Below are 14,532 nucleotides of genomic sequence, written 5' to 3'. Positions count from 1 at the left end.
GGCTTCGAGGATTGATGCCGCGTGCTAGGAAGCCAGCCTCGCCGATACCACCTTGCCGGGCGCGCACAGCCCGCGCTGCGCCATCCACGCCGGGTTGTCCGATTCGACACGCGCCACCGCGTAGACCGAGCCTTGTTCCGCATACGGGAAGGGCACCGCGTAGCGGCTCTGGAAATCGTCTGGAGCAACCGGCAACAACTGCGTAACGCGTGCTGACACTTCCGCGCCGCCGTCATCGGTTTTCACGGCAATGGTCGAGCCCATGTTGAGCTTCCTGGCCACCCGCGGGGCAAAGACCGCGACCACTTCGATGCGGCTGCAGTCGGTCATGCGCACCAAGGTGGCACCCTGCGGCACGAAACTGCCCTGCGGCATCAGCACCGAGTTCACCTGGCCCGGCTGCATCGCACGCACCTCGAAGGCGGCCATGCGGTCGATGCGGCTGCGCTCCTCGGCTTCCAGCGCGGTCACCTCGCGCAGCTGCTGCCGCAAGGCTTCGCTGTCGTGCTGCGCGCGCTCGATGGCGCCGCTCAGCGTTTCCCGCCGGCTCGCAAGAGTCTGGTAGACGCTGGCGCCACCGCCGCCCACAAACACGCCGCGGCTCGCACTCGCCATGCTCTGGCCGAGTCCGGAATAGGCCTGCTCGGCAACAGCGGCGTTGGCGCGCGAGATGCTCAGCTGCGCCTGCGCGGCGTCCATGGCCTGCGGGCTCACGGCGCCTTCGTCGAGCATGGCGGCGGTGCGGCGCACCTTCTGCTCCTGCTCGGCCACGCTGGACTGCGCCACTTCGCGCTGGCGTTGCGCGATCTGCCACGCATCGCGTGTCTGCGCCATCGAGGCCGTGCGGTACAGCTTGACCTGCTGCTCGACGAAGTGCAGCTCTTCGCTCGATGCATTGAGCTGGTTCGTCAGCTGCGCCACCTGGCTTTGCAGCGCGAGACGCTGCGTGGTGAGCGTGGTGAGGATGTCGCGGTTGATGGTCGGGTTCTGCACCGTGGCCACCACCGCGCCGGCCTCGACCTTGTCGAGCGCGCGCAGCGTCATGTGCGTGACCACGCCGCTGATGGGCGAGGTGACCAGCGTCACCGGCGCCTGCAGCACGGAGCGCGTGGCCTGCCTGGAAACCAGAGGCTGGATCAGCGTGGTGACGACGAGCCACAGCACGAAAGCAAGCAGCGCGTAACCCGCGATGCGCGGCACCAGCGACTCCGTGGTGCCGCCGCGCCATCGTCTCAGGCGTTCATGCCATGCAGATGCTTCCGCGTTCGCAATGAGGTGCGATTCCTGGACAGTGCTTGCATTCATTCGTGCCTCGCAATCGATGACGTGGTGACTTCTCAGGACCAGCGTCTCCTCTGTCGTGGCACATCATTGGGGCATGCCATCTGCTTTGCTGCAATGCAGCAATACACATGCCAAAACTGAATTATTTTTGCTTACAAAGGCAACCGAATGTGCATTCAGGGTGCGAGCACCAGCACCTTGAACTGGCTCGGCACGATGCGCATGCCGACGATGTTGCTGCGGTTCTGCACCGTGAGGCTGGTCATGCGCGTGCAGGGCGAGCCCTTCAGCAGAACGGTGAAAGCGCCGGTGATGTGGCGCGACGGCCCCATCACCGTCTGCGACACCACGCCCATCAGCACGCCCGCGTTGTCGCCGTTGGTGATGGGCGTGGTTGTTGCCAGGTTGTGCGCGGGCGTGCCGCCGTAGAGGATGTTCCAGGCGTTGGGAATGGCCGTGGGCCCGAGCGCGAAGTTGGGGTAGGGAATGGGAACGGCCGGCGGCGTCTTGCAGACATCGGGAAAGGCCAGGTCCATGCCCATCATCTGTGCGTTGGCGAACATGCGTGAAGCTCCTTCAATCGGTTGTGGGTGGTTAGCCCATGTGGATCTGCTCGGCGTCGACCTTCACCAGCTCCTTGCTGGTGACCAGCGTGTTCTTCGCATGCAGGCGCAGCGTGCGCGAGGCCTGCATGTCGATCTGCCCCGCGCGCACCTGCTCGACTTCCTCGGTGATGCGAAAGCTGGAGCGCGTGAGCAGGTGCAGCCTGTCGAGCACCACCTCGCAAGCCCGGCCGACGAAGCGCGACGCCAGCACGCTGAAGCGCACTTCTGCGCCCTGGTAGTCCAGCTCGGACACGGTGCACTGGGCGCGCTCGGCAGCGAGCGTCCATTGCGGCGAGCGGGTGGCGACGGCGGTGTCCGATTGAAGCTCGATCGCGCCCGCGCCCTGTATGGCGATGCCGCCCCGGCGCGACTGCAGGCGCAGGTCGCCGTCCACCGCGAGCGTCGCCTGGCTGCTGTCGGCCTGCGCGACGACGGCGATGAGGTAGAGCGCTTCGTCGTGAGGGCCGGCGACCATCACCGTGTCGCCCGGCGCGGGCAGCAGCAGGCAACTGGCGGCGCGACGGCAGCGCAGCGTGCGGTGGCCGTCCATCGGCGTGACTTCGCAGAAGCCGTCCTCGGCTTCTGCAGCGGTGACCGTGGCCATGACGATGCCGCCTGGTTGCTGCCCAGGTTGCTGTTTCGCGGCCGCCGCCTTGCGCAGCAGCGGCGCGAGTTCGCTTTCGTCGTCGGCGTCTGCGGGCACGGCCGGCGCGCCGGAAGTTGTCCTGGATGCCATCGTCATGCGGAGTCCTTCAGGTGGGAGGAGGGGAGGTCTTGCGCGCGCATCAGCCCGTGCGCGTCGCGGTCGAGGCGCACGGCGCGGTGCGGGCGCTGCCACGCAACGCGCTCGGCCTCGAAAAGCTCGGGGTCGGCATCGAGTACGCCGATGCGGTCGCTCCAGCGCGTGCCCGTCTGCAAGCTGCGGTGCATCTGGGTGCGCTGGAAGAGGGCTTTCTCGAAATTGGCGGCACGCAGGTCCGCGTACGAAAAGTCGGCATACACCAGCCGGCTGCGCGCGAAGGACGCACGCTCGCAGCGTGCGCGGTGGAACACGCACTGCTCGAGCCGCGCGTCGGAAAAGTCGGCGTCGCTGAGCTGCGCATCGATCCACAGCGACTGGTCGAACACGCCCGCGCGGCAATCCGCGCGGCGCATGTCGGCCTGCGGAAACAGCGACTGCGGTGCGTGCACGCGCCGCATGCGGGCACCGTCGAGCGCCGCGCCCTTGAAGTTGCACTGCACGAGCCGGGCGTCGTCGAACACGCAGTCCGACAGCCGCGCGTCGATGAACTGGCAGCGCTCGAACGACTGGCCTGCGAACGATTGGCCGCGCAGGTCGGCCTCCGTGAAGATCGCGTTGTCGAAGCTGGCGCCGCGAAAGCTTGCCTCCTTCAGGTCGGAGCGGAAGAACACGCCGGTCGTGAAGACGGCTTCGCCGAAGTCGGCATTGCCCATGCGGCTGTCGTTGAAGATCGTCCTGGCGACCGATGCGCGCAAGAAGCGCGCGCCGCCGAAGTCACAGTCGTGGAAGGCGGCCTCCTGCAGCACCGACTCGTCGGCCTGCATGCCATGCAGGTCGGACTCGGCAACGACAGTGCCTTCCCACCGGGCCGCATGCATGCGCGCGTCGCGCAAACTGCTGCGCAGGAAAGAGGTCTTGCCCAGCTGCGCGCGGTCCATCACCGCGCCGTCGAACACGCAGCGCTCGAACACGGAGTCCGCCAGCTGAACGCCCGCCATGTTGGAGCGCGTGAAGCGGCATTCGCTGAACAATCCGCCGGACAGGTCGAGGCCGTCTAGCGCCATTTCGCTGAAGTCCTCTCCCTGCAATGCTTCGCCGCTGCGGACTTTGGCAACCAGCGCCTGCGGGCTCATTCGACGGCGGCGGCCCGGAAGGCCGGCACGGTCTTGGTGTGCACGATGTATGCGCCGCGCGTCTCGGTGACGTCGTCGATCACGATCTGCGACATGTCGGTGCGAAAGAGGTTGGCTTCGCGCAGGTCGGCCGACAGCAGCCGGGCCTTGTTGAAATTGGCGTTCATGAGGTTGGCGGCGCGCAGCGAAGCCCGGCTCAGGTTGCTGCGGATGAAAAGGCACTCGGGCGTCTGCGCCGCGCTCAGGTCGGCGGCGGTGAGGTTGCACGAGGAAAGGTCGCAGGTGTCGAGGGTCGCACGCACGAAGCGCGCGCCCTCCATCGGAATTTCGCGCAGGCTGCATTGCACGAGCGTGGCTTCTTCGAAGCTGGCACCGCGCAGGCTGCTGTTGCCCGCGAAGCAGGTGGTGCGCAGCAGTGCGCGCGCGAAGACCATGCGGTCGTCGCAGTTCATGTGGGTCCAGGCGCAGGCTTCGAGCTCGGCGCCGGTGAAGTCGAGCCCGGCAACGCGGCAGCCCAGGAAGCCCGCCTTCATGAGTCGCGCGCCGCGGAAGCTGCAGTCTTCGATGGCCACGTCGGAAAGAAAGCCGATGCTGGCGGCATCGACCGCGTCGAAGTTGCAATGCAGCAACTGCGATTCGATGACGTGCAGGTGATGCATGCGGGCCGACGAGAAGTCGCAGCGCACGAACTTCAGCTTCTCGAAGGTCGTGCCTTCGAACAGGGCCCGCGAGAAGCCGGCCTGCTCGCAATCGATGCCGGCGAGGTTGGTGTCGCGGAACACGGCGCGCTTGAAGTCGCCGGTCGAGAGCCGCGCGCGCACCAGCACGGCTTCGCTGAAGTCCGTGCCTTCGCAGCGGGCGCGGCGCAGGTCGGCGCCTTCGAGCAGCGCGCGGCGAAAGCACGCGCCTTGAAGGTCCATGTCCGAGAGGTCGGCGCCCGTCAGGTCCATGCCGGTGAAATCGCGGCTGCCCCGGAGGATCGACAAGACCTTTTCGCGCAGCGCGGCCTGCCGTTCGGCGCTCAGTTCATCGACCGGCGACTGGTGCTGCGCCGAGCCGCGGTACAGCGCGAGCAGGCCGCGCTCGGCCTCCTGCGCCAGCTTGCGCATCGACTCGACCTGCTGCGCGGGCAGCGGTGCGGTGCCGGTCGCGGCGGGAATGCCTTCGAAGCCGCGCAGCAGTCCGGCGCTGTCGACCTGCGGCGGGCCCTTGGGGCGCGTGGCGTCGTGCTCGCGCACCAGCTTGCCGGTGTCGAAGCCGACCTTCATCGATTCCTTGGCGTTGGCATCGGCCTCGCGCTGCAGGCGTTCGCGCTCGACGGCGCCCTGTTCGCGCTGGGTGCGCGCATGGCGGTCGGCCTGGTCGACGAAGTCCGGCAGCTCGCGCAGCGTCGGCATGCGCGTGAAGGGCTCGGGCAGGCGGCGTTCGTTGAAGTGCCGCGCCTTGTGGCCGGCTGCCATCGCCTTCTGCTTCAGGTCTTCGCGGGCCTGCGCGCCGCGCTCGCGCATGTTGCGCACCAGTGCCGAGTCGCCGGTGCCGGGCTGGTCGAGCCAGGGGCCGATGGCTTCGTCGGGCACGAGGTCGTCGTCGCGGAACATGTAGAGCGCGCCCTTTTCCGGATCGCAGCGCTGGTGCAGCACGGTGGCGTAGTGGGCCAGGCCGCGCGGCTGGCCGACGGTTTCGAGTGCGGGCATCACGTGCGAGATGTCGGACGCGTCGTCTTCGTCGATGCGCGTTTCGCCATGGAATACCAGCACCACGCGCTCCAGATGCGGAAAGAACCATGCGGTCGTCAGGCGCTGCGGCACTTCTTCTATCTGGCCGGGCAGGCGGTGCCGTGCGATGACGGCCAGGGCACGCCAGTTCGGCAGCCGGCCTTGCTGGACCGGCGTTCCGGGGTGCATGTTCCAGACCGCGAAGGGCGTGGCCGGCGAGATCTCGGCCGCGTCCTCGAAGCGCTGGTCGGCAGGCGCGGCGTTGAAGAGCTGCCAGTCCATGTCCTCGGCGAAACCCGGGAACCGGTTCTCTCGCCAGTGACCGTCGTACTGCTTGCCGATGAGCCTCAGGCGGCGCGGCCATGCGATGTCGATCGGCCCGAAGCCCGCCGGCTCCGGCCGGTCGCCGGGATGGTGCAGGCGGTGCGCCGGGTCTTCGATGTTCGGCAGGCGCTGCACTTCATGGCCGTTGACGGTCTCCATGCCATGGCCCCGGCCCAGCGGGTTGTCCGCGAAATCGGGGCCGCCGTAGGCGCGCGTCCAGTCGATGCGCATGGACTCGAAGGGCTGGGGCGGGGAGGGGCGTGTGCCGATCCAGAAGCGGTCGCCGAACACCGCGAGGTCTTTTTCAAGATTGCCGACCTGCAGCCGCGCGGCGCAGAGCGTCTTCTCTTCCTGGTGCGCGGTGTAGGCGTAGCCGGTCGCGAGGATCTCGGCGCGAACCTTGGGAATGCCGAGGTCGATGGCCGTGGCCGGCCCCAGCTCTTCGGACAGCGTCTTCCAGAACTCGGGCTCGGGCGTGAGCACCGGCTGGCCGTTCATGGAGACCATGCACAGCGTGGTGACGGCCAGGCGCTGCTCGGCCTGGCGCAAAAATGGACGCGTGATCACGCTCAGCCGCAGCGGCTTGACGGTTTTCATTGGCAGGAAAAGGAATGCTCAGTCGGCACGCGGCAGCTCCAGCGGCGTGCGGGTGCGGTCGATGGCCACCGAGGCCGGGTCGCTCGGGTCATAGCGCAAGTGAACGATGCGCCCGGGCGCGAGGAACTGCGGCACCAGCGCGTCTTCGACGAAGGTGGGAATCGAGGCCGTGCGCGCCGTGCCCGTGGCGTCCGTGTAGGCCACGTCGAGCACCAGCGCACAGACCGTCTGGCTGCGCGAGCCGCCGCGCGTCATGTTGTTGGGGTGCATGCGCACATTGCGGACCACGGCTTCAACCGGCTGGCCCGACTGCCCGAGCACCGCCCAGCGCCTGGCCTCGGCCGTGTAGCGGCCGTTCTCCTTGCGCATGTAGCCCACGGCGCCGATGCCGCCGAGCACCACCACGGCCATCACCACGCCAAAGAATCCCCAGAGAAGCGTCTCCCACTCCATGCCGGGCGTCACATGACGAGGTGCATGGCCTGCGCATAGGCCGCCATGCCGTCCATGTAGAAGCGGACCGCGGTCCTGCCGACTTCCATGGCCTGGTTGGTGATGTCGATACCCTTGTTCGCGATCTTGTAGGTCAGGAAGTCGACCTTGAGCACCGCGTACTGCGAGTTGATGCCGTAGAACTGCTGGCGCACGCCCCAGAAGTCGAGCGACATGCCCACCGCGCCGAAGCGGAAACCCGCGCCGCCGGAGCGCGTCAGCCGCCAGTCGCTGCTCTTGGCGTAGTTGTTGGTGTAGCTGACCGAGTTGTTGGTGTAGCTCACCGCCAGGTTGTTGTACGTGTTCGACGTCGTGTTGTAGACGGTGGTGTTGATGACGTGCTGCGTCGTGTTGTGGATGTGGTTGGTGGTGTTGAAGGTCACGTCCGGCGAGGTGTGCACCGTCGGGCCGGTGACGGTGGTGGTCGAGGGGCCGTTGACCAGCACCGTGTTCGATGTGTCGATGGTGTCCTGCCGGCCCTCGCTCACGAACCGCACTTCCTGCCCGTTGATGGTGCCGTGGTAGCCGCCGGTGATGGCGGAGTTGACGCCGCCCGTGATGGTGTCCTGCAGGCCGCCGCTGAGCATGCGCGTCTTGCCGCCCGAGATGGTCTGGTTCACGCCGCCGGTCACGGTTTCGGTGAAGCCGCCGGTCACGCTGCGGGTGTCGCCGCCGGTGATGGTTTCCCTGGCCCCGGCGGTGATGTCGCGCGTTTCGCCGTCCTGGTAGGTGGCCGACTCGTGGCCCTTGATGAGCGTGGTGCGGGTGCCGTCGGTGGTGTGGGTCTCGTCGGCCTCCACTTCCACGTCGAGGTTGCGCTCGGCATGCAGCCAGATCTGCTCGGCACCGGTGCGGTCTTCGAAGCGCAGCATGTTGGCCTGGTTGGCCGCGCCGCCGCTGCTGGAGCGGGTGAGGATGCCGCTGGCCGTGGCGTTGGCGGGCAGTTCCCAGGGCGGCATCTGGTCGCTGTTGTAGACGCGGCCTGTGATGATCGGTCGGTCGGGCTCGCCGCCGATGAAATCGACGATCACTTCCTGGCCCACGCGCGGCATGTGCATGGTGCCGAAGTTGGCGCCGGCCCAGCTGCTCGACACGCGCACCCAGCAGGAGCTGTTCTCGTCGGACTGGCCGTAGCGGTCCCAGCGGAATTGCAGCTTCACGCGGCCGAAGCGGTCGGTCCAGATTTCTTCGGGGCCGACCACGGTGGCGGTCTGCGGGCCGTTGGTGCGCGGGCGCGGTGTCTTGCGCGCGGGGCGGTAGGCCACGCTCGAAGGCAGTACGGTGAAGTCGAACTCGCACACCGATTCGCTGCTGCCGCCGCTGGAATACTCAGGCTCCTGCAGGTCGTAGCGGGTCTCGGTGACGAGGTACTCGCGGTTGTCGGCCTCGCGCGGGCAGTGCGTCATCTGGAACAGGTAGCCGGGCGCCATGCCCACGACGTTGGTGTGGCCCCTGGCCAGTTCGTGCGAGCACTGCAGTTCCTGCAGGCGGACCCTGGCATAGGCGTCGCCCTGCTCGTGTTCGCTGTAGCCGCCGAGCCATTCGTACACCTCGTAGGTCGAATGGTCGTGGCCCTTCGGGTCCTGCTGCACGCTCTGCAGCGAGGCGCGCGACTTCCTGAAGTCGAAGTCGTCGAGCATCACGCGGCCCGAGGTGATCTGCTCGGACACGCGCCACTGGTCGATGCAGGGCTCCATCGCGTTGAGCACGCGGTCGCGCGGGCGGTAGGGAATGGTGGCGTGGCCGGGCAGGGGCGTGTAGCCGCCGGCGTCGTCGCACAGCACCAGCAGGTGGGTGCCGTTGCCGTGCTCGAAGTGGTAGGTGATGCCTTCGTGCTCCATGAGCCGGCTCACGAAGGCGAAGTCGCTCTCCTGGTACTGCACGCAGTTTTCCCACGGGCGGTAGCTGGCCGTGAGGCGCTTCTCGAACTCGAAGCCGTACTTGCCCAGCACTTCGTCGAGCACCTCGGGCACGCTCTTGTTCTGGAAGATGCGGCTGTCGGTGGTGCGCGTGAGGTACCAGAGCCACGGTTGCACCAGCGCACGGTAGACGTAGTGGCGGCCGGTTTCGTTGGCGCGGCCCACCAGCTCGAAGCGCACCACGGTGCCGTTGAGAAAACGCGGGCCGCCGTCGTCGGCCAGCTCCAGCGTGAGCGAGGTGCCCAGCAGCTGCTTGAGCTCGATGTTGAAGCTGGTGCCGACCATGTCCACCTCGAACTCGAAGAGTTGCGAGAGGCCCTCCTGCCCGCGCATTGCGCGGAACTTGAGCTGCTCGGCGCCGAGCACGGTGTGGACTTGGACGGTACGCGGCATTCGGAACTTCCCTGACTCTGCGGGCGTGCACAAATGCAAACCCTTTGTGACCAGTCTAGGAATCCCTCATGTCACATGCATGACGCACAAGCCGCCGATGCGCGCCTGTTTCCCTCTGAAACAGGCGTGGAAAAGCCATTACATCGAGGCTTCGAGCATCGCTTTGTAGTCGTCTCGCGTAGCCAGGCGCGGGTTGGTCTTGTGGCAGTGGTCGGCCATGGCGCCGTCGATGATCTGCTCGAACATCGCGGGCGTCACGCCCACCTCGGCCAGGCCCTTGGGCAGGCCCAGGCGCGCGTTCATGTCGCGGATGGCGTCGCCGAGGTCGCCGGCCGAGTCGAGGTGCATGGCCTGCGCCATGCGCTGCAGGCGCTGTTCCTTGCGCACCGAATCGGCGCCCGCGTTGAAGTGGATCACCGCCGGGAGGAAGAGGGCGTTGAGCGTGCCGTGATGCAGGCGCGGATCGACGCCGCCCAGGCTGTGGCTCAGCGAATGCACGCAGCCCAGCCCTTTCTGGAAAGCCATCGCACCCTGCATCGACGCGCTCATGAGGTTCAGCCGCGCCTCGCGGTCGCTGCCGTCCCTGGTGGCGCGCTCGATGTGGCCCCAGGCGCGCTCCAGCCCGTCGAGGCCGATGCCGTCGGCCGGCGGGTTGAAGGCGGCCGACATGAAGGTCTCCATGCAATGCGCGATGGCGTCCATGCCGGTGGCGGCGGTGAGCTTGGGCGGCAGGCCGAGCGTGAGTTCAGGGTCGCAGATGGCGGCCTTGGGCATCAGGAACCAGCTGTGGAAGCCGAGCTTGCGGTGGTCGTCGACGATGACGATGGCGCCGCGCGCCACCTCGCTGCCCGTGCCGCTGGTGGTGGGCACGGCAATGAGCGGCACCACGCGCTCGGTGATGCGCGGCGAGCCGCCCTCGATGGTCGCGTAGGTCTTGAGCGGGCCTTCGTGCGTGGCCGCGATGGCCACGCCCTTGGCGCAGTCGATGGCCGAGCCGCCGCCCACTGCGATCAGGCCGTCGCAGCGGCCGCTGCGGTACAGCTCGACGGCGGCGCGCACGGCGGCCTCGGTCGGGTTGGAGGGCGTCTGGTCGAACACCGACACTTCCAGGTCCGAGATGGCGTCCAGCGCCTTCTGCAGCACGCCCGCGGCGCGCACGCCGGCGTCGGTCACGATCAGCGGGCGGTTGATGCCGATGCGCGCGCATTCGCTGGACAGCAGCTTGATCGCGCCGAATTCGAACTGGATCTGGGTGAGGTATTGAATGAGTGCCATGGGGGTGGTGATGCGCAGGGCGGTACGATTGCGGACTGTGCAAATCTACCAACAGGGGCATGTCTTGCCCACGCAAGAAACCCTTGCCGCTGTCGCGCACGGCACACCGCACGCAACGGCCGCTTTCCTACAGACATGACGACGATTCCCCCGACGACACAGGCGCAAAAGCAGCAACAGGAACACCCGCTCACCGCCAAGATGGCCAGCGTGGTCGAGCGCATGGCGCGCGCCGGCCACCCCACGCTCGACCAGCTCACGCCAGACCAAGCCAAGGCCTCGTACGAAAAAGGCGCCGGCGTGCTCGAGGTGCCCAAGCCCGAAATCGCGCGCATCGAAGACTTCAGCATCGCGGCGCGCGACGGCCATGCAGTGCCAGCCCGGCTGTATGCGCCGTCGGCCGAGGTGCTGCCGGTGCTGCTGTACTTTCATGGCGGCGGTTTCACCGTGGGCAACATCCGCACGCACGACACGCTGTGCCGCGTGCTGAGCCTGAAGAGCGGCTGCGCGGTGGTGTCGGTCGACTACCGGCTCGCACCCGCGCACAAGTTCCCGACCGCGTCGAACGACGCCTGGGACGCCTTCGAATTCATTGCCACGCAGGGCGCGAGCCTGGGCCTCGACCCGTCGCGCATGGCCGTGGCCGGCGACAGCGCTGGCGGCACGCTGGCCGCGGTGTGCGCCATCATGGCGCGCGACGCGGGCCTGCCGCTGGCGCTGCAGCTGCTGATCTACCCCGGCACCACGGCCCACCAGGACACCGCCTCGCACCAGCGCCACGCGCACGGCCCTCTGCTGACCAAGGCGATGATCGATTTCTTCTTCGCGCAGTACGTCCGCACGCCGGCCGACCGCGACGACTGGCGCTTCGCGCCGCTGCTGGCCGACGACGTCGACGGCGTCGCGCCCGCATGGATCGGGCTGGCCGAATGCGACGCCGTGGTCGACGAAGGCATCGCCTACGCCGACAAGCTGCGCGCCGCGGGCGTGCCGGTCGACCTGGAAATCTACCGGGGCGTGATACACGAATTCATCAAGATGGGCCGCGCGATCCCGGAAGCGCTGAAGGCGCAGGACGACGCGGCCCGGGCCATCAAGGAAGCACTGCAACCATGAGCGAGACAGCCACCCACCGCGAGAATTTCCGCTTCTTCCACCGCCTGCGCGTGCGCTGGGCGGAAGTCGACATGCAGAAGATCGTGTTCAACGCGCACTACCTGATGTACTTCGACACCGCCATCTCCGACTACTGGCGCGCGCTGGCGCTGCCGTACGAAGAGTCCATGCACTCGCTGGCCGGCGACCTGTACGTGCGCAAGGCGACGATCGACTTCCGCGGCTCTGCGCGCATGGACGACATGCTCGACGTGGGCATGCGCTGCGCACGCATCGGCAATTCGTCGATGGTGTTCGAGGGCGGGCTGTTCCGGCAGGACCAGTTCCTGGTCGGCTGCGAGCTGGTCTATGTGTTCGCGGACCCGGCCACGCAAACCTCCAAGCCGGTGCCCGAGAAGCTGCGCAGCCTGCTGACCGGCTACGAGGCAGGCGAGCCGATGCGCACCGTGGAAACCGGCGACTGGGCCACGCTGGGCGAATCGGCCGGTGCCCTGCGCCGCGCGGTGTTCGTCGAGGAACAGAACATTCCCGAATCGCTGGAGTGGGACGAGCACGACGCGACGGTGCTGCACGCGGTGGCGCGCAACCGGCTGGGGCAGGTCATCGCCACGGGCCGGCTGCTGCACGCCGAAGACGGTGTCTCGCACATCGGCCGCATGGCGGTCCACCGCAACCTGCGCAGCGGCGGACACGGCGCGGCCGTGATGCAGGTGCTCGAAGAAGCGGCCAGGGAGCGCGGCGATCGCGTGGTGGCGCTGAATGCACAACGCAGCGCCGAGCGCTTCTATGCGCGGCGCGGCTATGTGGCGCACGGCGAGGTCTTCGAGGAAGCCGGCATTCCGCACATCGAGATGCGTCGCGCGCTGCGCTGAGCGGCGCGCGGCCCATTGCTTTCAGTAGCGCGGCGGCGGGTCGGGCACGTAGCCGTTGTCGGACCCCGGGAACGCCGAGGGCCCGGCCGGAGGCGGCCACTGCCGCGGCTGCAGGATCACGCCGGCGGCAATGAGGTTTTCACGGCTGTCGTAGCGGATGCGGATCACCTCGTCGGGCGACGACTGCGCGCGCTCGAAGGTCGTCTTGCCGACGTAGGAAGTCTCGCGGCGGCCGTGGGCGGTGCCCAGGCTCGGGCTCGGCGCAGACTGGCGGGCCATGCTGCCGGCCGGGGCCTCGGCTGAAGCCGCAACGTCCGCGCTCGGGGCCGGCGCGGCCTTGGCCAAGGAAGAATCGCTGCGCCGCTCGCGCTCCCCGTATTCGTCGCGGCGCGGGGAAGGCATGACGGGCGGCGGCGGCGGCTCCGGCATGCGCTCGCGGAACAGGGCGACGCCGATCACGCCCACGTCGTCGGGGCGGCCGGTGCGGCTGGCGTAGGAGTTGCCGGCCGCGGCGAACTGGAACGCCGCGATCTGCGAGTCGCTCTTGCGCCAGCCCGCGATGTCGCTGCGCTCGCGCGGGCCGAAGACATAGCCGTTCTGCCCCACGCTCGCGGTCTCGCCGGTGACGACGTTCACGCCGTCGACCGACATCACCGCCATGATGCGTTCACCCATCGCATTGCGCACCCGGATGGCGTAGCGCGCGCCGGGGCGGCCGGCCACCCAGTACTCGCCGCGATGGCGGTAGACCGTCAGCTCGGCGCCGGTGCTGCGGTCGACCACGCCGACCTGCATCAGCGAGCCGACGAGGCTGGCCGGGATCGGAATGTAGGGCCGCTCCTGGCTGTGTGCGCCGCTCGCGAAAGCAGCCATGGCACCCAGGGCCAGGGCGGTGGAGAAAAGTCTGCGCTGCATGGTGTCTTCCTTGCCGGGAGTTGATCTGTGCAGGCTTCTACGGCGCAGCTTCGGCAACGGGGTTGGACGACGCGCAAAAAAATGGCGCTGCCTGTTCGACAGCGCCAAACGCCCGTTCGCGGACGTTGGGGGTCCGAAAGATCAGATGTCTTCGAGCAGGGGGTAGGGCAGCGGCTCGACCGTGAGCGCAGGCCCGTCGGCCGCGCCGGCACGCAGGCCGCCGGCTTCCAGCGCGGCGATCTGCATCGACACCAGCGCCGCCCAGCCGCCGCCCGGCGCGGGCGCGGCCTGTGCCACGGTGCCCACGGGCTGCTCGGCGTCGTTGGCCGCGAACACTTCCTGGCCGACGCTCACCGGCGCATCTGCCTGCACGAGGTAGGCGCGCCGCTTGAGCGTGCCGCGGAACTGGCTGCGCGCCACCACTTCCTGGCCGGGGTAACAGCCCTTCTTGAAGTTGACGCCGCCGACCGACTCGTAATTGATCATCTGCGGCACGAAGGCGTCGATGACCGGGGTGGTCAGGGTCACGATGCCGCTGCGCACCTCGCTCCACTGCCACAGGCTGTCGTCGAGCGCCGGGCCCACCGGGGCGGGATGGCCGGCCGGGGCGATCCACAGCGCGCGCGGCACGCCATCGGCCGGGTAGAGCGAGACGACGCTCACATCGTCGCCCACGGCAATGCGCTTGCCTGGGGGCAGCGCGGCGTCGAGGCCGTTGTCCGCCAGCGCGGTGCCGGCCAGGCCGTAGAGCGCGAACTGGTCGGTGGCGTCGGTCAGCTTGACCTTGGCGCGCAGCACGAACATCGACAGGCGCTTGAGGGTGGCGGCGAGGATGTCGCGGCTGCACACCAGCAGGATCAGCTCCGGTTGCGGCTTGATGCCGATGAAACTTGCGATCACACGGCCCTTGGCGGTGCACAGGGCGGCCAGCCGGGCGTCGCCGGAGCCGAGCAGCGAGAAGTCCTGTGTCAGCTGGCCGTGCAGGAAGCTGGCGGCGTCGGGGCCCTCGGCGCGGATCACGCCGAGGTGGCCGGCGGGGGAAAGGGCGGTCACGCCATTGAGAACGACAGTGGTCATCGCTGAATTATCATGGCCGGGCCTGTTCCTTCGGAGCGGCAGGGGTTCCCGCCCTGCGGCTCGCGGGACCACC

At 68.2% G+C, this 14,532-nt stretch carries 12 protein-coding genes; 2 read left to right on the top strand and 10 right to left on the bottom strand.

Going from position 1 to position 14,532, the window contains the following annotated elements; translation table 11 throughout:
- Window positions 1-24 precede the first annotated feature (24 nt).
- From QRN67_RS03520 to gbd, 8 genes are all read right to left on the bottom strand, one after another.
- Complete coding sequence (locus tag QRN67_RS03520) at window positions 25-1,305, bottom strand: HlyD family secretion protein (RefSeq protein WP_285410512.1); 1,281 nt, start codon at window positions 1,303-1,305, stop codon at window positions 25-27.
- Window positions 1,306-1,460: 155 nt separating this feature from the next.
- Window positions 1,461-1,847 carry a DUF4150 domain-containing protein gene (locus tag QRN67_RS03515; protein ID WP_019652627.1) on the bottom strand — a complete coding sequence of 129 codons (387 nt, stop codon included), beginning with the start codon at window positions 1,845-1,847 and terminating at the stop codon, window positions 1,461-1,463.
- Window positions 1,848-1,878: 31 nt separating this feature from the next.
- A complete protein-coding gene (locus QRN67_RS03510; protein WP_285410509.1) occupies window positions 1,879-2,631 on the bottom strand; it encodes a DUF3540 domain-containing protein in 753 nt (250 codons plus the stop codon).
- Window positions 2,628-3,695, bottom strand: a complete 1,068-nt coding sequence (locus QRN67_RS03505; RefSeq protein WP_285410507.1) for a pentapeptide repeat-containing protein — start codon at window positions 3,693-3,695, stop codon at window positions 2,628-2,630. Before QRN67_RS03505 ends, QRN67_RS03510 begins: the two co-directional genes overlap by 4 nt.
- Before the next feature lie 65 nt (window positions 3,696-3,760).
- Entirely contained in the window at window positions 3,761-6,400 is a 2,640-nt protein-coding gene (locus QRN67_RS03500; protein WP_285410505.1) for a DUF2169 family type VI secretion system accessory protein, read from the bottom strand.
- An 18-nt stretch (window positions 6,401-6,418) separates the two neighbouring features.
- Entirely contained in the window at window positions 6,419-6,865 is a 447-nt protein-coding gene (locus QRN67_RS03495) for a DUF3592 domain-containing protein (RefSeq protein ID WP_285410504.1), read from the bottom strand.
- Window positions 6,862-9,204 (bottom strand): type VI secretion system Vgr family protein, encoded by a 2,343-nt coding sequence (locus tag QRN67_RS03490; RefSeq protein ID WP_285410502.1) that lies wholly within the window; start codon window positions 9,202-9,204, stop codon window positions 6,862-6,864. The genes QRN67_RS03495 and QRN67_RS03490 overlap by 4 nt, the downstream gene beginning before the upstream one ends.
- A 138-nt stretch (window positions 9,205-9,342) precedes the next feature.
- Window positions 9,343-10,479 carry a 4-hydroxybutyrate dehydrogenase gene (gene gbd / locus QRN67_RS03485; RefSeq protein WP_106934487.1) on the bottom strand — a complete coding sequence of 379 codons (1,137 nt, stop codon included), beginning with the start codon at window positions 10,477-10,479 and terminating at the stop codon, window positions 9,343-9,345.
- A gap of 135 nt (window positions 10,480-10,614) precedes the next feature.
- Here gbd and QRN67_RS03480 point away from each other — a divergent pair, with 135 nt between their 5' ends.
- Window positions 10,615-11,595 (top strand): alpha/beta hydrolase, encoded by a 981-nt coding sequence (locus QRN67_RS03480; protein ID WP_503010865.1) that lies wholly within the window; start codon window positions 10,615-10,617, stop codon window positions 11,593-11,595.
- Complete coding sequence (locus QRN67_RS03475; RefSeq protein ID WP_285410501.1) at window positions 11,592-12,467, top strand: YbgC/FadM family acyl-CoA thioesterase; 876 nt, start codon at window positions 11,592-11,594, stop codon at window positions 12,465-12,467. The genes QRN67_RS03480 and QRN67_RS03475 overlap by 4 nt, the downstream gene beginning before the upstream one ends.
- 21 nt (window positions 12,468-12,488) lie before the next feature.
- Here QRN67_RS03475 and QRN67_RS03470 read toward each other — a convergent pair whose 3' ends face one another.
- A complete protein-coding gene (locus tag QRN67_RS03470; protein ID WP_285410500.1) occupies window positions 12,489-13,382 on the bottom strand; it encodes a hypothetical protein in 894 nt (297 codons plus the stop codon).
- 141 nt (window positions 13,383-13,523) lie between these two features.
- Window positions 13,524-14,459 (bottom strand): CAF17-like 4Fe-4S cluster assembly/insertion protein YgfZ, encoded by a 936-nt coding sequence (gene ygfZ / locus QRN67_RS03465; protein ID WP_285410498.1) that lies wholly within the window; start codon window positions 14,457-14,459, stop codon window positions 13,524-13,526.
- Window positions 14,460-14,532: the final 73 nt, after the last annotated feature.

Origin of the sequence: Variovorax sp. efr-133-TYG-130 (genome assembly GCF_030208835.1) — a bacterium.
GTDB lineage: Bacteria > Pseudomonadota > Gammaproteobacteria > Burkholderiales > Burkholderiaceae_C > Variovorax.
The sequence above is the reverse complement of the archived record's forward strand: the minus strand, read 5'-3'. Positions and strand labels throughout refer to the sequence as shown.